The sequence below is a fragment of the Acidimicrobiia bacterium genome (assembly GCA_036271555.1).
In the GTDB taxonomy this organism is placed as follows: Bacteria; Actinomycetota; Acidimicrobiia; order IMCC26256; family PALSA-610; genus DATBAK01.
Genome location: DATBAK010000004.1, coordinates 65,021 through 91,268, shown reverse-complemented (window position 1 = coordinate 91,268; position 26,248 = coordinate 65,021). Strand labels below are relative to the sequence as shown.

Annotated in this window: 22 protein-coding genes; 14 read left to right on the top strand and 8 right to left on the bottom strand. The window is 69.8% G+C overall.

Annotated features, from left to right (window positions below):
- Window positions 1-110: 110 nt before the first annotated feature.
- A complete protein-coding gene (locus VH914_02210) occupies window positions 111-932 on the top strand; it encodes an LLM class flavin-dependent oxidoreductase (GenBank protein ID HEX4489995.1) in 822 nt (273 codons plus the stop codon).
- 77 nt (window positions 933-1,009) lie between these two features.
- Here VH914_02210 and VH914_02205 read toward each other — a convergent pair whose 3' ends face one another.
- From VH914_02205 to VH914_02195, 3 genes are all read right to left on the bottom strand, one after another.
- Window positions 1,010-2,290: a hypothetical protein gene (locus VH914_02205; protein ID HEX4489994.1), complete on the bottom strand. Its 1,281-nt coding sequence runs from the start codon at window positions 2,288-2,290 to the stop codon at window positions 1,010-1,012.
- Between the two features lie 58 nt (window positions 2,291-2,348).
- On the bottom strand, window positions 2,349-3,569 hold the full coding sequence (locus VH914_02200) for an amidohydrolase family protein (GenBank protein ID HEX4489993.1): 1,221 nt from the start codon (window positions 3,567-3,569) through the stop codon (window positions 2,349-2,351).
- Between the two features lie 215 nt (window positions 3,570-3,784).
- Window positions 3,785-4,753, bottom strand: coding sequence for an aldo/keto reductase (locus tag VH914_02195; GenBank protein HEX4489992.1), 969 nt, complete (start codon window positions 4,751-4,753; stop codon window positions 3,785-3,787).
- 154 nt (window positions 4,754-4,907) lie between these two features.
- Between VH914_02195 and efeO the strand changes: the two genes are divergently transcribed.
- From efeO to VH914_02145, 10 genes are all read left to right on the top strand, one after another.
- Entirely contained in the window at window positions 4,908-6,902 is a 1,995-nt protein-coding gene (gene efeO / locus VH914_02190; GenBank protein ID HEX4489991.1) for an iron uptake system protein EfeO, read from the top strand.
- A gap of 1 nt (window position 6,903) precedes the next feature.
- Window positions 6,904-8,157, top strand: a complete 1,254-nt coding sequence (efeB, locus tag VH914_02185) for an iron uptake transporter deferrochelatase/peroxidase subunit (GenBank protein HEX4489990.1) — start codon at window positions 6,904-6,906, stop codon at window positions 8,155-8,157.
- 70 nt (window positions 8,158-8,227) lie between these two features.
- On the top strand, window positions 8,228-8,608 hold the full coding sequence (locus tag VH914_02180) for an MmcQ/YjbR family DNA-binding protein (protein HEX4489989.1): 381 nt from the start codon (window positions 8,228-8,230) through the stop codon (window positions 8,606-8,608).
- Window positions 8,609-8,685: 77 nt separating this feature from the next.
- Window positions 8,686-9,177: a pyridoxamine 5'-phosphate oxidase family protein gene (locus tag VH914_02175; GenBank protein ID HEX4489988.1), complete on the top strand. Its 492-nt coding sequence runs from the start codon at window positions 8,686-8,688 to the stop codon at window positions 9,175-9,177.
- A 12-nt stretch (window positions 9,178-9,189) separates the two neighbouring features.
- A complete protein-coding gene (locus VH914_02170) occupies window positions 9,190-10,113 on the top strand; it encodes a thioesterase family protein (GenBank protein HEX4489987.1) in 924 nt (307 codons plus the stop codon).
- A 10-nt stretch (window positions 10,114-10,123) separates the two neighbouring features.
- Complete coding sequence (locus VH914_02165) at window positions 10,124-12,541, top strand: phosphotransferase (protein HEX4489986.1); 2,418 nt, start codon at window positions 10,124-10,126, stop codon at window positions 12,539-12,541.
- 7 nt (window positions 12,542-12,548) lie between these two features.
- The gene (locus VH914_02160) at window positions 12,549-13,373 is read left to right on the top strand and encodes an SDR family NAD(P)-dependent oxidoreductase (GenBank protein HEX4489985.1); all 825 of its coding nucleotides are present in this window, start codon (window positions 12,549-12,551) and stop codon (window positions 13,371-13,373) included.
- A complete protein-coding gene (locus tag VH914_02155; GenBank protein ID HEX4489984.1) occupies window positions 13,370-14,194 on the top strand; it encodes a phytanoyl-CoA dioxygenase family protein in 825 nt (274 codons plus the stop codon). The genes VH914_02160 and VH914_02155 overlap by 4 nt, the downstream gene beginning before the upstream one ends.
- 103 nt (window positions 14,195-14,297) lie before the next feature.
- A complete protein-coding gene (locus VH914_02150; GenBank protein ID HEX4489983.1) occupies window positions 14,298-15,746 on the top strand; it encodes an aldehyde dehydrogenase in 1,449 nt (482 codons plus the stop codon).
- Between the two features lie 16 nt (window positions 15,747-15,762).
- Entirely contained in the window at window positions 15,763-16,974 is a 1,212-nt protein-coding gene (locus tag VH914_02145; GenBank protein ID HEX4489982.1) for a cytochrome P450, read from the top strand.
- Window positions 16,975-17,016: 42 nt separating this feature from the next.
- Here the strand turns inward: VH914_02145 and VH914_02140 are convergent, their stop codons facing one another.
- A complete protein-coding gene (locus VH914_02140) occupies window positions 17,017-17,940 on the bottom strand; it encodes a TetR/AcrR family transcriptional regulator (GenBank protein ID HEX4489981.1) in 924 nt (307 codons plus the stop codon).
- Between the two features lie 111 nt (window positions 17,941-18,051).
- On the opposite strand from VH914_02140, the gene VH914_02135 reads away from it, so the two are divergent.
- Window positions 18,052-19,002, top strand: a complete 951-nt coding sequence (locus VH914_02135; protein ID HEX4489980.1) for an ATP-binding cassette domain-containing protein — start codon at window positions 18,052-18,054, stop codon at window positions 19,000-19,002.
- Window positions 18,999-19,865 carry an ABC transporter permease gene (locus VH914_02130; protein HEX4489979.1) on the top strand — a complete coding sequence of 289 codons (867 nt, stop codon included), beginning with the start codon at window positions 18,999-19,001 and terminating at the stop codon, window positions 19,863-19,865. Before VH914_02135 ends, VH914_02130 begins: the two co-directional genes overlap by 4 nt.
- A 53-nt stretch (window positions 19,866-19,918) precedes the next feature.
- Here VH914_02130 and VH914_02125 read toward each other — a convergent pair whose 3' ends face one another.
- Both VH914_02125 and VH914_02120 read right to left on the bottom strand, forming a co-directional pair.
- Window positions 19,919-21,001, bottom strand: coding sequence for a ResA-like WAxxUGC motif-containing protein (locus tag VH914_02125; GenBank protein ID HEX4489978.1), 1,083 nt, complete (start codon window positions 20,999-21,001; stop codon window positions 19,919-19,921).
- Window positions 21,002-21,102: 101 nt separating this feature from the next.
- On the bottom strand, window positions 21,103-21,951 hold the full coding sequence (locus VH914_02120; GenBank protein HEX4489977.1) for an endonuclease/exonuclease/phosphatase family protein: 849 nt from the start codon (window positions 21,949-21,951) through the stop codon (window positions 21,103-21,105).
- Window positions 21,952-22,589: 638 nt separating this feature from the next.
- Here VH914_02120 and VH914_02115 point away from each other — a divergent pair.
- Window positions 22,590-23,627, top strand: coding sequence for a hypothetical protein (locus VH914_02115; protein ID HEX4489976.1), 1,038 nt, complete (start codon window positions 22,590-22,592; stop codon window positions 23,625-23,627).
- Window positions 23,628-23,684: 57 nt separating this feature from the next.
- On the opposite strand, the gene VH914_02110 is transcribed toward VH914_02115, so the two are convergent.
- Complete coding sequence (locus VH914_02110; GenBank protein ID HEX4489975.1) at window positions 23,685-24,827, bottom strand: multicopper oxidase domain-containing protein; 1,143 nt, start codon at window positions 24,825-24,827, stop codon at window positions 23,685-23,687.
- A 60-nt stretch (window positions 24,828-24,887) separates the two neighbouring features.
- A complete protein-coding gene (locus VH914_02105) occupies window positions 24,888-26,246 on the bottom strand; it encodes a flavin monoamine oxidase family protein (GenBank protein ID HEX4489974.1) in 1,359 nt (452 codons plus the stop codon).
- Between the last annotated feature and the right edge of the window lie 2 nt (window positions 26,247-26,248).

Genomic DNA, 26,248 nt, shown 5'->3' with positions numbered 1-26,248 from the left:
TCGCCCCCCGGCGATGACGCCCGGCCGTCCACCGAACTCGTGGTGGGCGGCGGGCGTCAGCACCGGGCGGTTCGTTGCCGTCGCGTCCGGCGCGGTGATACAACGCGCGGATGCGATTCGGGATCGACATTGCTCAGCAGCGGATGTCGTGGTCGGAGAACGCGGGGCGTGCCCGCTTCGCCGACGACCTCGGCTTCGACGGCATCTGGGGCTTCGACCACTTCCAGCCGATGTACGGCGAGGGCCCGGGCGAGTGCTTCGAGGCGATGACGACCCTCGCGGCGTGGAGTGGCATCACCGAGCGCGTGCGGCTCGGCATCCTCGTGACCGGCATGACGTATCGCCACCCCGCGGTGTTCGCGGCCGAGGCGATCACGATCGACCACGCGTCGAACGGTCGGCTCGAGCTGTCGTACGGCGCCGCGTGGTTCGACAAGGAGCACGACGAGCTCGGCATCCCGTTCCCGGAGCTCAAGGCGCGCGTCGACGCGTTCGAGGAAGCGGTGCAGATCGTGCGCGGTCTGCTCACGACCGACAACTTCACGTTCGAGGGCCGTCACTTCCAAGTCCACGACGCGACGCTGTTCCCGCGTTGCGTGCAGCAGCCGCACGCGCCGATCTGGATCGGTGCATCGGGCGAGAAGCGCATGATGCCGATCGCAGCGCGCTACGCCGACGTGTGGCACTGCTTCGGCCCGCCGAAGTACCTCGGACCGAAGTCGCAGCGCATCAGCACGCTCGCGGAGCAGGCGGGTCGCGATCCGTCGGCGATCCTGCGCGCCGCATCACTCTCGCTCGAGGACGACCTCGACGCGATCGGGCGCACGATCGACGAGTGGACCGCCGCGGGCTTCGGCTACCTCGTCTGCGGCTGGCCCCCCGACGGCCGCCCCAAGGTCGAAGCCTTCGCGAAGAGGTTCCTCGCGCGCTGAACCCGCGTCAGTGGTACTGCGTTACGTCGCTATGCGCCGATAACGCAGTACCACGGAGGGCACCGAAGGGCTCAGGCTCAGATGACGGACGACTCGATGGGGCCCTGCCGGATCGCGACGACAGGGCTGGCCGAGAAGACGACCCAGTGCGAGCCGGTCGCGATCGTCGCGTCGTGCGAGCACCGGACGCTGAGCGTCCACGGCTTCTTCGCGGTGCGCGTCCCGGACTCGACGATCATCTGCTCGTAGTTGCCGCCGCCGGTGCCGGTCGAGATGCGCGTCGTCGCGCCGCCGTCGATCCGCGTGCCGCCCGCGTACAGGCCGCAGCGGACGAAGTCGGTACCGCCGCCGATGCTGTGGTTCGGGTTCGACAGCTCGCCCGTCTGCGCGCTCGAGACGCGCCACGCGCCCGCCGGCATCGACCGGTGGAAGACGGTCGTGGTCACGCCGCCGGTGTCCGACAGCACGCCCTTGGTGTCGAAGTCGAAGACGACGTCGGCGGGCGCGACGCGGGTCGCGATCACGGTCGCGCCCGGGTCGACGTAGACGCTGTCGGTGTACGCCGCGCTGCAGGTGAGCTTGACGGTCGTCGCCTTCGCGTACGTGCGCGCACCCTGCATCGCGATGTTGCTGACGACGACGTCCGGATCACCGCCCACGACGACCTGCTGCTCCCCGACGTCGCCGGTCCCTGTCGGCCCGAAGAGCTCGCAGCCCGCGAAGTCGAAGTCCCCGAAGTTCACGACCGAGAGGTTGGTGTGGAACGCCCACGTTCCCGCGGGGACGCGCAGCTGCTCGACCAGTGTCGACGTGTCCGGGCTGAGCGCGGTCTGTGCGGGCGTGCGCTTCTGCACGACGTTCGGGCCCGCCGATGCGGCGGCCGCCGCGCTCCGGATCGGGCCCCCTTCGACGGCCGTGAGCGTGGCGCCGGGGTCGAGGTAGAACTGCGACGGGTTCGGCGCGTTGTGGTCGTGCTGGCACACCAACGCGATCGTCGTCGCCGCGGCCGTCGTCTTCACCACGCCGGCGTTCGTAAGATCGGCGACCGTGTCGTCGACGTAGGTGGTCGCGCCGCCGTCGAACCCGGCGCCGTTCTTCTGCAACGTGCAGCGCACGAAGTCACCGGAGCCGAAGTCGACGGCCGTGACGTTCGCCGTGACGGTCCACGAGCCGCGCGGCACGAGCAGCGACTCGATCGTCGTCGGCGCGCCGCCCGTGTCGGAGAGCGCGACCGCGCCGCCGGTCCGTACCGAGTGAACGGTCGGTTGCGTGGCCGCGCCCGCGTTCGCAGGCAGCGCGAGCACGGCGACGACCACGAACGCGGCGGGAAGCGCGCGTCGTGTGCGGGTGCCGATCATCGGACCTCCTCGTCCGTGGTAGTGCGTTCCCGGCGTATCGCCGGAGAACGCAGCACCACTACGCCCGATCCAGTTCGAGCATCTTGATCGCGTTGCCGCGCAGCACCTTGTACGCGACCTTGTCGTCGAAGCCGGCGAGCATCTTCTCGACGTACTCCTTCGAGTTCGGCCACGTCGTGTCGGTGTGCGGGTAGTCGGTCTCGAAGCAGATGTTGTCCTCACCGACCTCGGGCAGCGAGTGCAGCCCGTGGTGATCCGCGGTGAAGCAGCCGAAGATGCGGCCGTAGTAGTAGCTCGACGGCGGCTCGGGGATGCGCTCCTTCGAGTGCTGCCAGCTGTCGTGCTGCTCCCACACGGTGTCGGCGCGCTCGAGCGCGTACGGGATCCAGCCGATCTGGCCTTCCGAGTACGCGAGCTTGAGTCTCGGGAACTCGATGAGCTTGCCGGAGAACAGCCAGTCGGCGAGCGACGCCATCGAGTTGTTGAACGCGAGCGTGCCGCCCACACCGCCGGGTGCGTCGGGCGACGCCGCGGGGTTCGTCGACGACGAGCCGATGTGCATGCACAGCGTGACGCCGGTGTCGTTGCACACCTGGAACACCTTGTCCCAACCGCCGCTGTGGATCGTCGGCAGCTTGAGGTGGTGCGGCAGCTCGCTGAAGCAGAACGCGCGCACGCCGCGATCCGCGTTGCGCCGGATCTCGGCGGCCGCGAGGTCGACGTCCCACAACGGCATGATGCACAGCGGGATGTTGAAGCCGCGCGACGGCGCGCACCACTCCTCGACCATCCAGTCGTTGTAGGCCTTCACGCACGCGAGCCCGAGCTCCTTGTCGTCGGCCTCGTAGAACGTCTGGCCGCAGAAGCGCGGGAACGTGGGGAAGGGGAGCGACCCGTCGACCCAGTTGAGCTCGAAGTCCTTGATGCGCTCCTCGACCATGTAGCAACCGGGGCGCATGTCGTCGTAGGTGACGGCTTCCATCACCATCTTCGTGCGGTCGAACCGCGACACGTCGCCGTCGGGCGTCGCGTCGAGCGGGATCGCGACGAAGCGCTTCTGTACGTAGATGAGCCGGTCCTCGAAGTACCACGCGTCGCCCCAGCGCCCGTTCGGGTCCTCGTGGTTCCCGTACTTCGCGCCGGGCTTGTGCTCGAACGGGCCCCAGCGCTTGCGCTCGACGTGCGGGCCCTTCTCCCGGTGCTTCTCGGGGAGCCACGTCTGCCACACGTGCGCGGGCTCGACGACGTGGTCGTCGACGCTGACGATCTTGGGGATCACTGCAACTCCTGTCGCACTCGCTGCGCTCGCCGCTCCGCACGCGGGACGGGAGTGGGCCCGGTCGCTTGCTCGCTTCGCTCGCCGCTGCCGTCGTCACGTCAGAACGTGCCTGACGCTACCGTCAGGTTGCCGTGCGAGTCACCAGCACGGTCGCGCGCTTGCTCGTCGCGGCACGGCGCTTCGGCGTTGTCTCGGACTGACCGCGCGCCCGCTCCTTACCAGGCGTACGCCTCGGGCGCGGGACCGCCGGGGCCGGGGAAGATCGCGTCGAGCTCCTTGAGCGCGTCCTCCTCGAGCGTGATCTGCGTCGCGCGCAGCGACGCGCCCTCGAGCTGCTCGAGCGTGCGCGGGCCGATGATCGGTGACGTGACACCCGGCTGCGCGAGCAGCCACGCGAGCGCGACCGCGGCGGGCGCTTCGCCGAGCTGCTCGCAGAAGTCCTCCCAGCGTGCGATCTGCGGACGCATCGCCTCGTAACGGGGATTGAGGTTCTTGCGCCGGCCGGTGGACTCGGCCTTGATGATGCCGCCGAGCATCCCGCCCGCCAGCGGACTCCAGGGGATCATCGCGAGCCCGTACGCCTTGCACGCGGGCAGCACCTCGAGCTCCACCGTGCGCGACGCGAGGTTGTAGAGGCTCTGCTCGCTGACGAGCCCGAGGAAGTTGCGGTGCTTCGCGGTCTCGTTCGCCTGCGCGATGTGCCAGCCCGCGAAGTTGCTGCTGCCCGCGTAGATCACCTTGCCCGCGGCGACGAGTCCCTCCATCGCCTGCCACACCTCGTCCCACGGCGCGTGCCGGTCGACGTGGTGCATCTGGTACAGGTCGATGTGATCGGTCTGCAGCCGGCGCAGGCTCGCGTCGCACGCATCGCGGATGTGGCGCGCGGAGAGGCCGCCGTCGTTGGGCCACTCGGTCATCGGGCCGAAGACCTTCGTCGCGAGCACGACCTTCTCGCGCCGCGCGCCGCCCTGCGCGAGCCAACGCCCGACGATCGCCTCGGTCGCGCCCGGACCCTTGTCGCCGCCGTAGCGGTTGGCGGTGTCGAAGAAGTTGATGCCGTGCTCGAGCGCGCGGTCCATCACGACGCCGGCGTCGGCCTCGGTCGTGAGCGGCCCGAAGTTCATGGTGCCGAGGCACAGCTCGCTCACGCGCAGCGCGGTGCGTCCGAGTCGGCGGTAGCGCATGGGGATCTCCTCGCGGGGCTGGATCTCGTGTCGGTCGGCCGACCCTACGTCCGCCCCACGGGGCTCCGGTACGCGATGACCGACTTGACGGATCGGGTTTCGCACCTTCAGACTAAGGGCAACCTAACTTAATCACGGACCAGGGAGGCCCGGCGTGCTGCCCACCTTTGTCATCGGCCTGCGGGAAGGGCTCGAGGCGTCGCTGATCGTGGGCATCATCGCCACCTTCTTGATCCAACAGGGCCGGCGCGACGTGATGCGCTGGATGTGGCTCGGTGTCGGGTTCGCCGTCGTGCTGTGCACCGGCGCGGCGATCGCGCTCCGCATCACCGAGGAGAACCTGCCGCAGCGTCAGCAGGAGGGGCTCGAGACCGTCGTCGGGCTCGCCGCCGTCGCGATGGTCACCTGGATGATCATCTGGATGCGCAAGCACGCCCGCGGCTTGAAGCACGACCTCGAGGGCAAGGCCGCGGCCGCGCTCGTCGGCGGCTCGGTCGGCACGCTCGTCTTCATGGCCTTCCTCGCGGTGCTGCGCGAAGGCCTCGAGACCGCGGTGTTCCTGCTCGCCGCCTTCCAGGGATCCAGCGATCCCGCGGCCGCGGGCATCGGGGCGACGCTCGGCGTCCTCGTCGCCATCGCGATCGGCTTCGGCATCTACAAGGGCGGCGTGCGGATCAACCTCGACCGCTTCTTCCGGTTCACCGGCTTCGTGCTCGTGCTCGTCGCCGCCGGCCTCGTGGCCACGGCCGCACACACCGCGCACGAGGCGGGCTGGCTCAACTCGGGTCAGCACCAGGTGCTGAACCTCACCGGCTTCGTCGGGCCCGGCTCGATCCGGTCCGCGCTGCTCACCGGGATGCTCGGCGTGCAGGTGCGCCCCGTCATCGCGGAGGTGCTCGGCTGGCTCGTCTACGTCGTGCCGATGTCGCTGTTCGTCCTCTGGCCCAAGTCGCGCCGCACGTCGGGCTCGAGCAGCAGTGGGCGGCCGGTCGAGCGGACGCGCGCGCGGCCATCGGTCGCGACGCGCACGGCTATCGGCGCGTCGGCGATGGCCGCGGTCGTCGCGCTCGGCGCCTGCGGCTCGTCGGCATCGAGCGGCGCGGGCGCCAAGAACGTGAAGACGGTCGCGATCAAGCTCGTGAAGGCAGGCTGCAGCCCGTCGAAGCTCTCGTTGCCCGCGGGTCCGACCAAGTTCGACGTGAGCAACGACGACGCGAGCGCGATCTCCGAGATGGAGATCCTCGACAAGGGCGACCGCATCGTCGCCGAGGTCGAGAACGTGCCGCCGGGGCTGTCGGGCTCGTTCTCGGTGACCCTGCAACCCGGCACGTTCGCGCTCTCGTGCCCGGGCGGCACCGATCACGACGGCAAGGGCGCGCTCACCGTCACCGGCAAGGCGACCACCACACCCGTCGCCGACGTTGCCGCGCGCACGGTCGCGGTGAACCAGTACCGCCAGTACCTCGAGCAGCAGGCCGACCAGCTCGTCACGCTCACCACGACGTTTGCGAACGCGGTGGTGGCCGGCAACGTGGCCGCGGCGAAGGCCGCGTACGGTCCGGCACGCGCGCCGTACGAGCGCATCGAGCCGGTCGCCGAGTCGTTCGGTGATCTCGATCCCCGGATCGACGCGCGCGCCAACGACGTGCCCGCGAGTCAATGGGGCGGCTTCCACAAGATCGAGCAGGCGCTGTACGCGAAGAACGACCTCTCGGGTATGGGGCCGGTCGCGCAGAAGCTCGTCACCGACGTGAAGCAGCTCGACCGCGTCGTGAAGACCGTGAAGCTCGAGCCCGCGACGATCGCGAACGGTGCGGTCGAGCTCCTCAACGAGGCGTCGACGTCGAAGATCTCGGGCGAGGAGGAGCGCTACTCGCACCTCGACCTCGTCGACCTCGCGGCGAACGTCGACGGCGCGCGCGTCGCGTTCGACTCGGTGGCCGCGCTGCTGCCGAAGAGCTCGCCGGTCACGAAGTCGCAGATCGACGCGCGGTTCGCGGCGGTCGACACCGCGCTCGCGCCCTACAAGCAGGGCGACGGCTACGCGCTCTACACCGCGCTCACCGCGTCGCAGACGCGGGCGGTCGCGCTCTCGATCGAAGCGGCCGCGGAGCCGTTGTCGAAGGTCGCCGAGCAGATCGTCGCCTGACGTGGGGGAGCGCATCAGCCGCCGCAAGTTCGTCGGCGGCCTCGGCATCGCCGGGGCCGCGGGCGTCGGCGCGACCCTCGCGGGCAAGTCGACGTTCTGGGAGACGAGCTCGTCGAGCGCGTCGCCGGGCGGGGCGGTCGCGTTCTACGGCGACCATCAGGCCGGAATCGCGACGCCCGCGCAGGACCGGCTGCTGTTCGGCGCGTTCGACGTGCTCGACGCGACGCGTGGCGACCTCGTCGGTCTGCTCCACGACTGGACGGAGGCGAGCGCGCGCTTCGCCGCGGGCAACGAGATCGGCCGCAACGACGTGCTCGCGGCGCCGCCCGACGACACCGGCGAGGCCCTCGGCCTCCAACCCGCACAGCTGACGATGACGTTCGGGTTCGGTCCGACGCTGTTCGAGAAGAACGGTCACGACCGCTTCGGGATCGCGGCGAAGCGCCCGAACGCGCTCATCGACCTCCCGGCGTTCCCGCGCGACAACCTCGACCCCGACAAGTCGGGTGGTGATCTCTGCATCCAGGTCTGTGCCGACGACCCGACCGTCTGCTTCCACGCGTTGCGCAATCTCACGCGTATCGGCAAGGGCGTCGTCGGGTTGCGGTGGACGCAGCTCGGCTTCGGGCGCACGTCGAGCACCAGCTCGAGCCAGGACACGCCCCGCAACCTGCTGGGCTTCAAGGACGGCACGAACAACGTCAAGGGCGACGACGGCGCGCTGATGAGCTCGCAGGTCTGGGTCGGCCCGAACGAGAAGCCCGCGTGGATGCGCGGTGGCTCCTATCTCGTCGCGCGTCGCATCAGCATGCGCATCGAGCAGTGGGATCGCGACTTCCTCGAGGACCAGGAGCACGTGATCGGGCGCGTGAAGTCGACGGGCGCGCCGATCGGCTCGAAGCAGGAGCACGACGCGGTCGACCTGCACGCACGGAGTGCCGACGGCAACTTCGTGATCCCGGACACCGCGCACATCCGGCTCGCGGCGCCGTCGACGAACCGCGGACATCACATCCTGCGGCGCGGCTACTCGTTCACCGACGGCGTGAACCCCGTCACCGCCGGCCTCGACGCGGGGTTGTTCTTCCTCGCGTACATGCGCGATCCCCGCACGCAGTTCGTGCCGCTCCAGCACAAGCTCGCGCTGGAGGACGCGCTCAACGAGTACATCGAGCACAACGGCAGCGCGATCTTCGCGGTGCCGCCCGGGGTCCAACGCGGCCACGACATCGGTGAGACACTCTTCTCTGCATGACGCCGGCTGGAGCCGCCGCAACAACCGGGACGAGTGCGCGGCGACCGCGTGAGCTCATGCGGATGCGACCATGACGCGCCGTGACACGGAACGCGCGCTCGCGGGTGTTCGCAGGATCTGTCTCGCATTCCCGGAGACCGAGGAACGCCTGAGCCACGGTGCGCCGACGTTCTTCGCGGGCGGCAAGAAGACGTTCGTGATGTTCATGGACGATCACCACGGCGACGGCCGGCTCGCGATCTGGTGCGCGGCGCCGGACGGCGTGCAGGCCACGCTCGTCGACGAGGAGCCCGACCGCTTCTTCGTGCCGCCCTACGTGGGAACGCGCGGCTGGGTCGGCGTGCGCCTCGACCGCGACGTCGATTGGGACGAGGTCGCCGGCATCGTCGAGGACGGCTTCCGCCTCGTCGCGCCGAAGAAGGTCCTCGCGCAGCACGACGCCGCGGGCTGAGCTCTTGGCGCCTGCCGGCGCGCAGCGGTCAAGATGACGCTCGGTCGACAGTGGAGGGTCACGTGGCGCAGCCGCAGATGGGTCATGGGGTGAAGCAGCGCGACATCATCAAGATGTCGGACGACGAGATCGCCGCCTTCCTGCAGGAAGGGCGCACGATGTCGTTCGCGACGATGAACCACGACAACACGATCCATGTGGTGGCGATGTGGTACGGCTTCCTCGAAGGCGCGATCGCGTTCGAGACCAAGGCGAAGTCGCAGAAGGTCCTGAACCTGCGCCGCAACAACACGATCACGTGCATGGTCGAGGACGGCGACAAGTACGAGGAGCTGCGCGGCGTCGAGCTCGTCGGCAAGGTCGAGATCGTCGAGGTCGACGAGCCCGACCGCATCTTCGAGCTCGGCATCAGCGTCTTCGAGCGCTACCAGGGCCCGTATTCGGAAGCGATGAAGCCCTTCGTCGAGGTGATGTTGAACAAGCGCGTGGTCGTGAAGGTCGAAGTCGACCGCGTCGTCTCCTGGGACCACCGCAAGCTCGGCCTGCCGTCGACTGCGCCGGCGGAGTAGACGCTCGACGCCGTGGCGCGCGCCGATTCGAAGTTCGTGCGCGAGACCGCAGTCGTTGCCGATCGCGCGCGGCCGGGTCGGTACCACGCGTTCCTGAGTCCCGACTGGAACGCGCCGATGCTGCCGCAGGGCGGAATCGTCACCGTCGTCGCGACGCGCGCGATGGAGGCGCGGCTCGCGCATCCCGAGCAGCAGCTGCGCTCGGTGAGCGTGGTGTTCGCCGGCCAGGTGCGGGCGGGGTCGGTGCAGATCGACGTCGGTGTGATCCGTCGTGGTCGTTCGATCTCGCAGCTCACCGCGACGGTGCGCAACCCCGGTGAAGCCGCGGGAACGACGGCGATCGCGGTGTTCGGCGCGTCGCGTCCCGGTTTCGAGTTCACCGACCGCTCGATGCCCGACGCGCCGCCGCCCGAGGAGTGCCGCTCGTTCCGCACCGCCGCGGACCCGGCGGAAGATCCCGACAACCTCGACCTGCGGTTCCACTTCCCGTACTGGGACTTCGTGGACGGGCGATCGGTCGAGGGGCACGCGCCGTGGGAGGAGCACGAGCCGACGTCGTCGGAGCGGTCGTCGTGGTACCGGTTCGACGAGGCGCCCCGGCTCGCCGACGGACACCTCGACCCGCACGGCCTGGTGACGTTGTGCGACACGATGCCGGGCGCGGTGGGCGAGCGCGTCGGCGAGCGCGGTGATCGGCCGGTGTGGCTGAGTCCGAGCGCCGATCTCCACGTACAGATCCTCGGTGAGTGGCGATCCGAGTGGTTGCTCGCGCACAACTCCGCGCGGCGCGCGGGCGACGGCTACGCCGCGCTCGAGATGGAGTTGTGGGATCCCGAGAGCGGGCTCGTCGCGTACGGCACGCAGCTGATGTTCTTCAGCTTCCCGGACGGGCCACCGACGCCGGACCAGCTGCACGTACCGAACGCGCACGGATGAACGAGCTGCGATGAGCGACGCGCCGGCGATCGATCCCGAGCCGCCGCGCGCACCGATCACGTTCCCGTGGGACGACGCCGCCGCGCCCGATCCGGTCGCCGCGCTCGCGACGGCGCGCCGCGAGCTCGGCGACACGTTCGTCGTCGACTCCGGATCCGACCGCTACCTGTTCGTGTTCTCGCCGCGCGCGCTCGAGCAGCTCTACGCGCTTCCCGAGCGGGTCGCGAGCAAGGGCCTCGCCGACTACCGCATGTTGCTGCGCAAGCTTCCCGACGAGCTGTTCCTCGAACGGCGCACGTTCGCGCACGATCTCTTCGGCGCGCAGGACGTCGAGCACTACCTCGACCATCTCGATGTCGCGATCGCGCGCCAGATCGAGGAGCTCGGCGACGCGGGCACGTTCGACGCGTTCGCGCTCGCGCGCCGGCTCGGTCACCGGCTCGCGCTCGGCTGCTGGATGGGCGACACCGCGGCCGCACCGCCGGGGCTCGACCCGTTGATCGCCGATCTCGAGCAGCTCGACGGCGCCGAGGCGTTCGTCAACCCCGAGCGCATGGCCGGCCGCGACGACACGAAGGAGTCGGAGCGTGCGGCGCTCGCTCGGCTCGAGACTGCGGTCGCGGCGCGCCTGAGCGCGGGCGGCGACAACGGCTTCCTCTCCGAGATCGCGCGCCGCTGGGACGACGTCGAAGGCGACGTACGCACGCGTGGCATCACGGGCGATGTGGTGCTGCTCCACGTCGCGACGATGACGAACCTCTTCGCGGCGCTGGGTTGGACGTTGTGCCTCGTCCTGCTCGATCCCGCGGTGCACGCGCGTCTGGTCGCGGGCACAGAAGCCGGATTGCTCGACCGGTGCGCGCTCGAAGCGGTGCGCATCGGCCAGCGCTCGATCATGATGCGGTCGGTGCTGCGCGCCTGCACCGTCGACGACGGCGCGACGACGTACGCGCTCGCGTCGAACGTCATCCTCGCGACGATGCTGCCGCTCACGAACACGACGGCGTTGCCGGGCTTCGATCGCTTCGATCCCGACCGTTGGGTCGGGCGGCGGCTCCGCGACGAGGATGCGCTCGGCGCACGCGAGGTCGTCGCGACGTTCGGTCACGGCTCGCACCGGTGCCCGGCGACGCGGTTCTCGCTCTCGGCGATCGGTCGTGCGGTCGACCGGCTCGTCGCGACCTACGAGCTGCGCCCGCGCTTCGATGGCGTGCATCCGATCCCTTCGCAGATCGGTGGCGTCGCACGCGCCGCCGATCCGTGCCTCGTCGACTACGTGCGCCGGACCGCTTCCACGACGACCACTACTCTGCGCGACCGAGGGGGGATGGTGATGTCGGAGGAGATGGAGGAGTTCGGGACGCCGTGGCGTCGCGACCTCGACGAGATCCGCGGCGCCTTGACGGAGTGGGCGGCCGAGAACGTCGGCGCCGACGCGACCGTCGTCGACGTCGCGTCGCCGGGGAACGGCATGTCGAGCGAGACCGTGCTCTTCGCGGTCGAGCGCGACGGCGCGCGTGAGGAGTACGCGGCTCGCCTCGCGCCGCTGCCCGAGGTGTATCCCGTCTTCCCGCAGTACGACCTCGAGCTCCAGCGCCGCTGCATGGACCTCGTGCGCGCCGACACCGACGTTCCCGCGCCCGAGGTCGTCTGGTACGAGGGCGACTCGAAGTGGGTCGGCACGCCGTTCCTCGTGATGCGGCGCGTCCACGGCGACGCACCTCCCGACATCCCGCCTTACGTGTTCGGCGGCTGGATGATGGACGCCACGCCCGAGCAGCGGCAGACGCTGCAGGACTCGTCGGTGAGCGTGCTCGCGCGGCTGCACGCGATCACGCCGGCGACGCACGACCTCGCGTTCCTCGCGCAGCCGGACCATGGCACCTCCGCGCTCGACCAGCAGCTCGGCTACCAGCGGTGGTACTACGACTGGGCGCGCGAAGGCATGACGTACCCGCTCATCGAGCGCACGTTCGCATGGCTCGACGCGCATCGTCCCGACGAGGGCCCGACCGTCTTCAACTGGGGCGACGCGCGCATCGGCAACATCCTCTACCGCGACTTCCAACCGGTCGCGGTGCTCGACTGGGAGATGGCAACGGTCGGCCCCGCGGAGATCGACGTCGCGTGGATGGTGTTCCTGCATCGTTTCTTCGACGACCTCGCAGAGAAGTTCGAGCTGCCCGGCATTCCCGACTTCATGCAGCGCGACGAGGTGAAGCAGACCTACGAGCGGATGACCAACACGTTGCTCGGACCGCTTGATTGGTTCGAGGTGTTCGCCGCGCTGCGGTTCGCCGTCGTGTCGCTGCGGACGAGCACGCGCGGGATGGCGTACGGGATCATGGAGAAGCCCGAAGACCCCGACGACCTCGTGATGTTCCGCACGTTGCTCGAGCGCATGCTCGACGGCTCGTACTGGGCCTGAGGCGCGCGTGCCGGACCGGCTCCGCGGCCGCCACGCGATCGTCACCGGTGCCAGCCGGGGCATCGGCGCCGCGCTCGCGCAACGGTTGGCGGCCGAGGGTGCGTCGATCGTCATCGCGGCGCGCACGCTCGACCGGCACGATCACCTCGCCGGTAGCCTGAACGAGACGGTCGCGCGCTGCCGCGCGTACGGCACGACGGTCGAGGCCGTGGTGGCCGACCTCGCCGATGCCGACAGCCGCGCCACGATCGTGCCGCGCGCGCTCGAAGTGCTCGACGGCCGCGTCGACATCCTCGTGAACAACGGCGCCGCCGCGGTGTACCAGTCGACGCTCGACTATCCGCTGCGCCGGCGGCGCATGATGTTCGAGGTCAACGTCGAGGCGCCGATCGATCTCGCGCAGGCGGTGCTGCCCGGGATGATCGAGCGCGGCGAGGGTTGGATCGTGAACCTGTCGAGCGCGACCGCGCGCCTCGCGCCGGGTCCGCCGTACCGGAGCGGCGGCGTCAACGGCGTGATCGGCGTGTACGGCGCGACGAAGGCCGCGTTGAATCGCATCACGCACGCGTTCGCGGTCGAGCTCCAGGGCACGGGCGTGCGCATCAACACGATCGAGCCGCGCGCCGCGGTGATGAGCGAGGGTGCGGAGGTGCTCGTCGGCGACATCGTCGGTCCCGAGGCGATCGAACCGATGGAGACGATGGTCGAGGCGACGCTCGCGCTGTGCGACTGCCCGCCCGAGCGCACCGGCGGTCTGCACGTCAGCCTCGACCTACTCGCGGAGCTCGGCATCACGGCTCGGGCGCTCGACGGAAGGGAGGTCGCATCGTGATCACGCGCGTGATGAAGAACCTGGGTGTCTACGACGGCGACGCGCCGGTGGAGAGCGCGCAGCTCGAGCGTGACGGCTGGGCCTTGTTGCGCGGTGTCTTCGATCGCGACGAGATCGACGCGATGCGCGCCGACATCGACGCCGCGTTCGACGCGTTCCCGTCGGAGCGCTCACGCGGCGACAAGGACGAGTTCCGCTACGAGATGTTCAACCGCAGCGCCGCGTGTCAGCGCGCGATCGCGAACCCGCGCATCCTCGCGGTGATCGAGCCGTTGCTCGGCGACGACTGCCACGTCATCGCGAACACCGCGTGGAGGAACCCGCCCGACTTCAAGGGCGGTCCGTGGCACTGCGACGCGGGTCCGCACGTGCCGCGCTCCGAGGGTGTCGAATGGCCCGACGCGATCCCGTATCCGGTCTTCGCGGTCGCCGGTCATCTGATGCTGAGCCGTTGCGCGCGCGCCGACGGGCCGACCGCGGTCGTGCCCGGCAGCCATCGCTCGGGCCGGTTGCCTCCGTACGGCCGGATCAAGGGCGGCGAGGAGATCACCTACGACGGCCGACCGCCGCAGGTGTTCGAGGTCGAGGCGGGCGATGTGTGTCTCTTCGTCTCCGACGCGTGGCACCGGGGCCTGCCCGCGCAGGATGGTGGCCGGGGCCGATTCTTCCTGCAGGCGCACTACGCGCGCCGCGACATCGCGCAGCGGATCCGCACGACGGCGGACGCGAACCAGTGCGCGCCCGAGGCCGTCGCCCGCGCGTCCACGCCGCGCGAGCGCGCCCTCATCGGTCTCCACGACCCGTTCTTCTACGACGGCTGACGGTCACACGGTCGCGCCGCGACGCGCAGCCTGAACGTCAGGTTTCGCCTACCCCAAACCGGCCACTAGCCTCCGCGGGAGGATCCGCGAGAGGAGTCGAATCGTGCTCGAGTTCAAGCAGCTGTTCATCGGTGGTGAGTGGGTCGATTCGACCGGCAAGGGCACCATCGACGTCGTCTCGCCCCACTCCGAGGAGCTCGTGGGCCGGACGCCCGACGGCACGGCGGAGGACATGGACCGCGCCGTCGCCGCGGCTCGCACCGCGTTCGACGAGGGCGACTGGAGCCAGGCGGATCCCGCCGAGCGCATCGCGGTCGTGCAGAAGTTCGCCGAGATCTACGCGGCGGGCATGATGGACCTCGCGCAGGTCATCACCGACGAGATGGGCTCGCCGATCTCGTTCTCGCAGCTCGCGCAGACGCCCGCGCCGTGGATGATGCTGAGCTCGTTCATCAACGTCGCGCAGCAGTTCGAGTGGGAGGAGCGCCGTCCCGGCACCCTCGCGCCCGAGGTGCTCGTCCGTCACGAGGGTGTCGGCGTCGTCGCCGCGATCGTGCCGTGGAACGTGCCGCAGTTCGTGACGATGTCGAAGCTCGCGCCCGCCCTCCTCTCGGGCAGCTCGATCGTCATCAAGCCCGCGCCCGAGACCCCGCTCGACGCGCTCGTCGTCTGCTCGATGCTCGAAGAGGCCGGTGTGCCGAAGGGTGTCGTGAGCGTGGTGCCCGCGGGTCGTGAGGTCGGCGAGCACCTCGTGCGCCACCCGAACGTCGACAAGGTCGCGTTCACCGGTTCGACCGCGGCGGGCCGCAAGATCGCGGCCATCTGCGGTGAGCAGCTCAAGCGCGTGAGCCTCGAGCTCGGCGGCAAGTCGGCCGCGATCATCCTCGACGACGCCGATCTCGACGCCACGGTGCAGGGCCTCAAGTTCGCGTCGCTGATGAACAACGGGCAGGCCTGCGTCGCGCAGACCCGCATCCTCGCGTCGAAGCAGCGCTACGACGAGGTCGTCGGCGCGCTCTCCGAGATGGTCGGCGCCATGAAGGTCGGCGACCCGTCGGACGCGACGACCGAGATCGGTCCGCTGGTGGCGGAACGTCAGCAGGAGCGCGTCGAGAAGTACATCGCGCTCGGCCAGGAAGAGGGCGCGAAGGTCGCCGTCGGCGGCAGCGGGCGTCCGGAGGGCACCGAGAAGGGCTGGTACGTCCGCCCGACGGTGTTCGCGAACGTCGACAACAACATGCGCATCGCGCGCGAGGAGATCTTCGGTCCCGTGATCGCGGTGATCCCGTACAACGACGAGAAGGAAGCGCTGCGCATCGCGAACGACAGCGAGTACGGCCTCGCCGGTTCGGTGTGGACGGCCGACATCGACAAGGGCATGGAGTTCGGCCGCCGCGTACGCGCCGGCACGTTCGGCGTGAACCAGTACACGATGGACTTCATCGCCCCGTTCGGCGGCTACAAGGCGTCGGGCATCGGTCGCGAGTTCGGCCGCGAGGGCCTCGAGGAGTACCTCGAGCTGAAGTCGATCGTCGCGCCGCCCGCCGGCTGATCCCACCAACGTCGACATGACCGACGTCGCGTCGTACGGGTCGGAGCTGATCTACGACCCGTACGACTACGCGATCGACGCGGATCCGCATCCGATCTGGAAGCGGATGCGCGACGGCGCGCCCGTCTACTGGAACGAGCAGTACCGCTTCTTCGCGCTGAGCCGCTTCGACGACGTGTACGACGCGTCGCGCGACGTCGAGACGTTCTCGTCGGCGCGCGGCACGGTGCTGGAGCTCATCGACCGACCGATCGACACGTTCGCGCCGATGATCTTCCAGGACCCGCCGTACCACACGCTGTTGCGCGCGCTCGTCTCGCGCGCGTTCACGCCGCGGCGCGTCGCCGCGCTCGAGGCTCGCATCCGCGACCTCGTCGCGCTGTACCTCGACCCCCTCGTCGGCGCGGGCAGCTTCGACTACGTGCAGGAGTTCGCGGCGAAGCTGCCGGCGATGGTGATCGGGTCACTGCTCGGCGTGCCCGAAGGCGATCAGGACATGGTCCGGCAGCAGACCGACGCGATGCTCCACATCGAGCCGGGGGAGACGCTGTCGAGCAACCAAGGCGTGATCGATCTCTACAGCTACTGGCTCGAGATCATCAACGCGCGCCGCTCCGACGCCGATCCGCCCGACGACATGATCACCGCGCTGCTCCGGTCGGAGATGGTCGAGAACGGCGAGCCGCGCCGGCTCGACGACATGGAGCTGCTCGCGTTCATCGGTCTGCTCTCGGGTGCCGGCAACGAGACGGTCGCGCGCCTGCTCAGCTGGGCGTCGGTGCTGCTCGCGCGCAACCCCGACCAGCGCGCGCTGCTCGTCGGTGACCCGAGCCTGCTGCCGAACGCGATCGAGGAGCTGCTGCGCTACGAGGCGCCGTCGCCGATCCAGGCCCGCTGGGTGACGCGGCCGGTCGAGCTGCACGGCGTCGCGATCCCCGCCGATTGCAAGATCGCGCTGCTCACGGGCAGCGCCGGTCGCGACGAGCGCGAGTACCCCGACGCCGACCGCTTCGACGTGCGCCGCGCGTTCAGCCGCCACGCGTCGTTCGGCTACGGCCCGCACTTCTGTCTCGGCGCCGCGCTCGCGCGGTTGGAAGCGCGCGTCGCGCTCGAGGAGACGCTGAAGCGGTTCCCCGCCTGGGACATCGACGAGGACGGTCTCCGCTGGGTGCACACCAGCACCGTCCGCGGCTACGAAGTCGTGCCCTTCACGCCCACGGCTCCGTAGTGGTACTGCGTTGCCGGCATATCGCCGGGCAACGCAGTACCACTAACGGGCGGTGAGGTCGCGTTCGACGCCGTCGAGGAGACGGGCGAGGTTGCGGTCGAAGCGGGCGTCGTCGTGCGCGTGGCCCTCGATCTGCGCCCACAGCTGTTCGAGGCCGTGCTCGTCGATCATCCTCTGGAGCGCCGGGTACTCACCCGTTGCCACGAGCTCCTTGACGTACTCGATCATCTCGGAGTCGTCGTCGACGTCGTGGAACGAGCTGCGTTCGTGCGTGCAGAAGCCGAACACGTACTCGTCGACGACGGTGAGGACGTCGAGCTTGTCGGCGAGCGAACCGGGAACCGAAGCGACGGCTTGCAGCGACTGGTCGAAGTGCCGCACCGCGTTGGGACCGACCGACGGTTCGTCGGCGATGTCGAACATCCACGAGTGCTTGCGCAGCGCATCGCGTGAACGCCGCGCGATCACGGTGATCGCATCGCGCCAGTGCGCAGGGAGGGGCGCGTCGTCGGGCACGACGATCTCGGCCATGATCGCGTCGTTCACGAGCGCGAAGAGCTCGTCCTTCGTGCGCACGTAGTGATACAGCGTCATGGTTCCCGCGCCGAGCTCCGACGCGACGCGCCGCATCGACACCGCGTCGAGTCCGTCGCTGTCGGCGATGCGCAACGCGACCTCGGCGATGTCGGCGCGCGTGAAGCGCGACTGACGGCGACCGGGCTCGGCGCGCTTCCAGACGTCGAGCGCGTCGAGACCTTCGGTGAGCTTGTCGAGACGCTCCGCGTGTCGTGCGGCCTTCGCCACGATCTTGTCGGTCTGGCGTTGGGTCTGTTCGGCGATCTTCTCGCTCACCGTGTCGACGACGAACTGCCGCAGCGCGTCGCTCAGCACTTCGTCGTTCTGCTCCGCTGCGGGTGCCCGCAGCGGACGGGGCCGCGGCCGGCGGCGGGGATTTTCGGTTGCCACGTCGTACAGCGTACTGCTAAAGTTCATCGTACGACGTACCGGGTCTCGGTACACCCTACGAAACCCCCCGAAAGGCCGCTCATGTCCACCCACCGCCCTGATGACGCCGGGGTGCGCGCCGAAGGACTCGGCAAGCGCTTCGGCGACCTCTGGGCCCTGCGGGACCTCGACCTCGAGGTGCCCCGGGGCTCGGTTCTCGGCCTGCTCGGCCACAACGGCGCCGGCAAGACCACCGCGCTGCGGATCCTCACCACGATCTCGTCGCCCAGCGAGGGCCGGGCGAGCGTCGCCGGCTTCGACGTCGTCGCCGAGTCCGCGGCCGTGCGCAGCCGCATCGGCGTCGCGAACCAGGAGGCGACCGTCGACGGGTTGCTCAGCGCCCGGCTGAACCTCGAGATGATCGGCCGGCTCCATCACCTGTCGAAGCGCGAATCCCGACAGCGCGCCGACGAGCTGCTCGAGCTGCTCAACCTGAGCGGCGAGGCGACGAAGCTCGTGAAGACGTTCTCGGGTGGCATGCGCCGGCGCCTCGACCTCGCGGCCAGCCTCGTCGCCCGGCCGCAGGTCCTCTTCCTCGACGAGCCGACGACCGGACTCGACCCCATCGGCCGCGGTGACCTCTGGCACCTGCTGCGCGAGCTCGTCCGCGACGGCACGACGCTCATCCTCACGACGCAGTACCTCGAAGAGGCCGACCGGCTCGCCGACGACATCGTCGTGCTCGATCGTGGGCGCGCCGTCGCGCACGGCACGCCCGACGAGCTGAAGGCCCGCATCGGCAACGACCGCGTCGACGTGAAGGTGTCGGCGTCGTCGGAGCTCGTCGCCGCGGCGGGCGCGCTGGCGCGCTTCGCGGCCAACGACCCGACGTTCGACGAGGACGTGCTCATCGTCACCGCGCCGATCAACGAGGGCACGCGCATCATCGACGTCGTGCGCGCGCTCGACGACGCGGGTATCGACGCCGTCGATCTGAACCGCCGGCAGGCGAGCCTCGACGACGTCTTCCTCACGCTCACCGGCTCCGGCCGCTCCCGTACCCCCGCAGAGGTGCCGGCATGACCACCACGCTCGTTCCCGAAGAAGTGCTCGCGCCGGAGACGCGCGATCTCGACCGTCAGTACCAGGCGGGCTGGCGCACGACGTGGCGCGACTCGCTCGTGTTCGCGCGCCGCAACCTCGAGCACATCCGGCAGATCCCCGAGAAGCTGCTCGACGTCACCGCACAGCCGCTCATGTTCGTGCTGCTGTTCGCGTACGTGTTCGGCGGCGCGATCGCGGTGAAGGGCGGCAACTACCGCGAGTACCTGATCGGCGGGATCCTGATCCAGTCGCTCACGTTCGGTCTCGTCGGTCCGGCTACTTCGATCGCGACCGACCTCACGGAAGGCGTGATCGACCGGTTTCGTTCACTCCCGGCGACGCGCATGGCGTACCTGCTCGGTCACTACCTCGCCGAGCTCGCGGGCCTCGCGCTGTCGATCGTCGTGCTGCTCGGTGCCGGTCTGCTGGTCGGCTGGCGTCCGCACACGAGCGTGCCGGAGTTCCTCGGCGCGATCGTGCTGTTGCTCGCGTTCGCGTCGGCGATGGTGTGGGTCGGCACGTGGATCGGGTTGATGGTGCGCTCACCCGACGCGGTGATGGGCGTCGCGTTCATGCTCGTGTTCCCGCTCACGTTCCTCAGCAGCGCGTTCGTGCCGATCAACACGCTGCCGAACGTGTTGCAGTGGATCGCGACGATCAACCCGATGAGCGTGCTCGTCGCGGCGACCCGCACGCTGTTCGGCAACCCGCTCGCTCCGGTGACGAAGCACATGTGGCCGATCGATCACCCGGTGCCCGCCGCGATCCTCTACTGCGCGGTCGTGCTCGCGATCGCCGTGCCCGGCGCGCTCCACCGCTACCGCGCCCGCACCTCCGACTGATCGCCGCCTGTGCCAGCTGGTCGCGCTCGCGGGAGCGAGCGCGACCGACAAGCTCAGTCGACGAGCTCGGGGTAGTAGTTCTCGGCGCCGATCTGCTTGACGTCCTCGAACCAGGAGCCGTCGTACGCGTCGGTGTGACCCTGGCGGACGGGGTCCTCGAAGTTCCAGGCCTGGCGCTTGTACGTCCAGTTCGACGGATAGAGGCGATGCGCCTCGCGCCAGTGGACGATCGCGCCGGCGTGGTCGCCATGGCGATGCAGGTGCTGGCCGAGGTCGAACTCGGCGGCGGCGCGCGCTTCGTCCATCGAACGCGGTTGCGAACGCGCGATCACCTCGTCGGGCGTGTGCGCGTACGTGCTCGCCGCGCCCCGCTCGGCCCAGTCGCGCACCATCGCGACGTAGCGCTCGGGCTCGCTGCGAATCTTGCGCGCCTCGCGCAGCACGTCGGCGATATCGGGCGGCACCGTTGACAGGTCGATCGTTCGGAACGACTCCAGCGCCTCGTTCGCGCCCGGAGATGCGGGTTCGGCAGGCCGCACGATCGTGCCGTCCTCGTCGATCCACAACGCGTTCGGCACGTTCACGACACCGAACTTCTCGTCGATCACGTGCGCGGAGTCGATGAGCGACGGGTGCTCGGGTTGCGCGGCCTCGATGAACGGCCGGGCCGCCTCAGCGTCGACGTCGAGCGCGACGGTGACGATCTCCACACCCTTCGGGTGCAACTCGGTGCGCAGGGCCTGCCACCCGGGCAGGTCGAAGCGGCAGCCTCACCAGGACGACCAGGCGAGGAGCACCACCTTCTTGCCGCGCAGGCTCGAGAGCCGGAACGGCCGGCCGTTCGCGTCGGGCAGCTCGAGCTCGGGTGCGACCGCGGTCGTGAGCGCCCGACCGGTGAGCGCCGTCTCGGGACCGAGCGCCGTGAGGCCGCGCTCGGCGTCGGTGACGATCGGCATGCCGAGTCGTTCGGCGACGACGCGAACGTCGACGCGACCGTCGCCCGTGCGCGCGTCGTCGGGCAGCGGCACGCAGACCTGTGCCTGCCGGCCGCCCTTGCACGCGCCCTCGGGCTTCAGCGCCCACCCGGTCCCGGCCTCGAACGTGGAGGCGTCGACTGCGAGCTCGGTGAGGATCACGGTCGGAGGCTACGCGCGCCCTGCTCAGCGCGCCTGGTCGCAGGGGTCGCTCGTCGCGGCACGGTGCTTCGGCTGGGGTTCGGCGCCGAACGCTCGCCTGCTCAGTAGCGCAGGTCGGTGACGACCGCGAAGTGGTCGGAGCCGAACATGCCGTCGACGGGCTCGTCGCCGGCGAGCCCGGTCGCGAGCGGTTGCCCGCACCCGTGGAGCTTCGGTGCGCCGAGGAGGATGTGGTCGATGCGGCGGTCGAGGTCGAGGCTCGCGGCGGCGAACGGATTCACGTTCGACCAGGTCGCGCCGCGACCCTCCTTGCCCGCGGCCTCCCACGCGTCGCGGAACACGACGCCCGGTACCGCGGCCGTGCGTTGTCCGGTGAGCATGCGCAGCTCGTCGCTGTCGGGGCCGGCGTTGAGATCGCCGAGGAGCACGGCCGGGAACGATCGCGGTCGTCGCTCGCGAACCAAGCGACAGATCGCGGCCGCCTGCTCCTGACGGATCGCGCTGTGGTCGGCGCGCCAGCTCAGGTGCGCGCAGTAGATCTGGATCGGACCGCGCGGCCCGTCGACCTCGGCGAGCACGACGAGCCGCTCCTCGCCTTCCTCGTCGATGAAGTCACCGGCGACGCGGGGGAGCGTGTGCACCTCGTGCGCGCGGATCGGCCAGCGGGCGAGCACCGCATTGCCCGAGCGCGCGCCGTCACGTTCGAGGTTGGCGGCGTACACGACACCCTCGTAGCCGAGCGCGGCCGCGAGCTCCGCGGCTTGGCTGCGCGTGTCGTCTTCCCACACCTCTTGGAGCCCGACGATGTCGGCGTCGACGCGTCGCAGGGTCTCGGTGATCGCGGCGAGCCGCGCCTCCCACGGCCCGTAGCGGCCCCACACGTTCCAGGTCGCGACGCGCACGGTTGTGTCGACGAGCCGTCCGTAGCCGGCGTCGTATTCGATGGCCATCGGAGGATCATGCCGCGCGGTGATCCGAGACGCCGCGCCACGGCGAAGACCGCGCGACAAGCCGTCGGATCACGCGAAGGGGAACGCCGTGGAAGGTCTCGAGATGCTGCAGCCGGTTCTCGGAGCGCGCTCGCGGCGTTCGCGCGGCCCGGCGCGATGGGCAAGACGGTGAAGCTTCCGTTCGGCGAGATGCCGGCGACGATCGCGCTGAACATCGCGAACTTCGACGTCGCCACGCACGCGTCGACCTCGCACGGGCGACCGGTCAGGAAGTCTCCGACACTCAGCTGCTCGAGGATGCGCTGGTGCTCGCGCGCCAGATGCTCTCATCCGAGCTGCGCGCGCCGGGCGTCTTCGGCGCCGAGCAGCCGTGCGCGGCGGACGCGCCGGTCGACGATCGGCTGCTTGCTGACGGGCAGGGTCATGGACGGGACGGGCTGCGTTTGGTAAGACTGCGCCGCACTCGAGCGGGTGGGGCGGGCTCATTCGCGGGTACCAGTGGAGGGCGCCTCGTGTCCCGATCATCTCGTTTCGTCGCGTGCGCGGCCGCGTTCGCGACATTCGCCTCGTTGGCGTTCGCGGCCAACGCGAGCGCAGCACCGGCGGCCGTGCGAAGGATCACGATCAAGCACGCTCGCTTGGACTGGGCGCCTCCGCGCTCGGCGGCGCAGGTCAACGCGATCAAGGCTGCGAGCGCCAAGGCGTCGATCCCGCTGTGGACGAACAGCGTCAAGGACGGGACGTCGACCTTCACCTACACGATGGTCGGCAAGGACCCGTCGATCCACCAGGCGACGCCGAGCACGACGGTGAAGACGGTGTTGGTGCCGCTCCGGATCCACCTCACCAACGGCGACGTGTTCGACCCGTCCGCCGCGAACAGCTGCGACTCCGCGACCGCGCTCTCGCGCACGCAGAAGTCGCCCGTGTTCGTCGCTCAGAACTGGTCCGCGAGCCAGGGCGTGCCGCTCGGCAAGGCGACGTACGACGACGCCTTCCAGCGTGAGGAGTTCTACAAGTTCACGAAGCCGGGCGCGATCAACCCCGGCTACCACGTGAAGCTGCCGCTCACGACGATGCCGACGGTGACGGTCAACGTCCCCGCGGCCGACTCGGCCGAAGGGACGGCGCCCTGCGCGAACGGCAAGCTCGGCGCGATGGAGATCAGCTGGTTCGAGAATCTGGTGAAGAACACGCTGATCCCGAACATCCCGAACGCGACCACGGTGTTCCCGCTGTTCCTGCTCGAGAACGTCGTGATGTACCAGGGCACGCCGTCGAACTGCTGCGTTCTCGGCTTCCACGACACCTTCACGAACGGCGGAAAGTTCCAGACCTTCGGCGTGGCGAACTACGACAACACCGGCGACTTCAGCGGCACCGCCGACGTCTCGGCGCTCACGCACGAAGTCTCCGAGTGGATGAACGACCCGAACGTCGTGAACCCGACGAAGCCGTGGGGCCACATCGGTCAGGTGAGCGGCTGCCAGGCGAACCTCGAAACCGGCGACCCGCTGAGTGGCACGATCATCTCGGACACGATCAACGGGAAGACCTACCACCTGCAGGAGCTGGCGTTCTTCAGCTGGTTCTACCACCAGAAGCCGAGCATCGGCGCCAACGGCTGGTACTCGAGCGGGGGCACGTTCCGCACGCCCGCGAAGAAGTGCTCCTGACGTAGGCGAGCTCCGAATCGCGAACGGCCCCGTCTCCGGACGGGGCCGTTTTCGCGTCTACTTGTCGACGACGTACCAGCCGACCATGCCGCCCGCGAAGTGGTCGACCACGTGGCAGTGGTAGAGCCACTCGCCCGGGTTGTTCTCCGTGTACTCGATGTCGAGCGTTGTCGACGGGCCGAGGATCTCGCTGTCGACGTTGCGGATGCCGTTGTTCCATCGGTGCCCGTGAAGATGGAACGCGTGGAACTCGGCGCCGAGCGCGGCGATGCGCCAGCGCACGCGGTCGCCGACCTTCACGTGGATCTCCGGCGTGTTCGGGATGAACGCGCGACCGTTGAAGCAGTCGAAGTCCTGCGAGAGCGCGGGCACGTCGGATTGGTACATGTCGTGCATGAAGAGCACGATCTCGCGGTCGACGGGCTTGGTGTGCCGGTCGGTGATCACGATCGTGCCGATGAGGCCGAGCTGGGCGCCGAGCTCCATCGTGCCCATGCCGCCGTCGTCGTCCATCGTCGTGCCGTTGGGCATGATCATGCGCGGCGTCGAGTGGTCGTGGTACGGCCACGTGCCCACCGAGTCGGGCGGAACCGTGTACTCGTAGGTGTAGTGATGGCCCGGCGCGATCGCGACGCCGGGCGCGTCGAGATGCACATAGGTCCATGCGCCGTCACTCGCGGGCGTGTACATCCACCCGTGGGAGTGCAGCGAGTGCGGCCAGCCGTAATGCGTGTCGGCGTTGCGCAGGTGCACGCGCACCTTGTCGCCCACCGCGGCGCGCAGGGTCGGGCCGGGGATGCCGTCGTTCGCGCCGATGTCGTCGTTGCCCGGCAGCACCTTGCCCCATCCGGGTGTGTAGGCGCGGTACCCGAGCGCCCAGAACTGGCTGCCGAGCACGTGCGTGCCCATCATGTCGTTCCGACCGCTCGGTGCGAGGTCGTGCAGGAACGACTCGGCCTGCAGCCAGTACTCACGCAGTTGCGGCGTGTTCGAGAGCGCCGGCGGTGGGCCCATGAACTGCGCGGCGGCGCCCGACGGCTTGCCGCCGGCCGCCGCGAGCTGGGTGACGCCGCTGCCGAGCAGCGTGCCCGCCGCGCCGCCGGCCGCGAGGCCGAGCAGCAGCCGCCGGCGGGTGAACCCACCCTTTGTGTCGCGCGCGTCTTCGTCGTCGCGCGTGTCGTCGTGCTCGTGGCCGCCCACCCATGTCTCCTCTCGCCCGCTGCCCCGTGCAGTGTGCCCGCGAGTCAGGCCCGCGGTCGACTACTCGGCTGCGACGATTTCGGCCGCGACGCGCTTGCCCGAGCGGATCGCGCCGTCGATCGTGCCGTGCGACGTGGTCGCGGTCTCGGTGCCCGCCCAGTGCACGCGTCCGACGGGCGCGCGCAGCGCCGCGCCGAACTGCGTCATCACGCCGGGCGGAAGGTGCGCGAGATAGCAACCCTCGGTCCAGCGCTCACGCGACCAGTCGTGCTCCTCGTAGTAACGCGGCGCCGACGCCTTGCGACCGAAACGCTCGACCAGTGCGGCGAGCACGAACTGCCGGCGCTGCGCGTCGACGTAGGTCGACAGCGTGTTCGCGCGCGGACCGAACGCGAACGCGGCGATGACACCGGGCGCGCCGGTCTCGGGCGACGCGTCGAGCGTGAGCTCCACCAATGAATCCGGCGCGACGGTCTGCCCGGACAGGCCGTCGGCACGCCAGAACGGCTCGTCGTACACGGCCGCGATCTTGATGATCGATCCTGCGGGCGTGCGCTGCGTGAGCAGTGTGCGCGCGTTCGGCAGCATCGGCTCGTAGTGGATGCGTCCCGCGAGCGCGGGCGGAATCGCGACCACGACGCGTTCGGCGCGGATCTCGAGGCCGTCGCCCCAGACCGTGACGCCGTGCTGGTCCTGCTCGATCTCGCGCGCCGGCGTCTCGAGCAGCAGCGCGTCACCGAGCGCGTCGGCGAGACGCTCCGCGATGAGCTGCGCGCCGCCGCTGATGCGGTCCTGCTGGTAGCCGCCTTCGACGCCGACGAGCTTGTTGAGTCCGCCCGCGGAGCGGATGAGGTACAGCGTGTGCAGCAGCGAGACCTCGGACGGCTCCGACGTCCAGAGTCCTCGCAGTACCGACGCGACGAGGTCGCGCGCGTCCTTGCTCGCGATGTTGACCTTCGAGTCGATCCACGTGCCCGCGCTCTGACCGTCCCACAGTGCGGCGTTCGGCGCGTTCCACGGGTCCTCGAGCGGCACCTGCTTGGCCATCTTGTCGAGTCGCGAGATCGCGAGGCCGAGGCTCGCGAGCGCGATCGGGTTGATGTTCGGGTAGTTGCCGCTGTAGCGCTTCGTGCCGCCCGGCGAGACGAGCACCGTCTCGCCCTTCGACCACGTCGGATACGTGCCGACGCCGACCTCCTTCGCGAGCGCGTACACCGCGTCCTGGCCGGGTCCGATCCACGCGCCGCCGACGTCGATCGGTGTGCCGTCCTCCGTCGCGCGGGTCCACACCCGACCGCCGACCCGGTCGCGCGCCTCCATCACGACGACGCTCGCGCCTTCGGCGATCAGGTCGCGCGCCGCGGTCAGCCCGGCGTAGCCGGCGCCGACGACGACCACGTCGGCATCTCTGTCCGCCACGA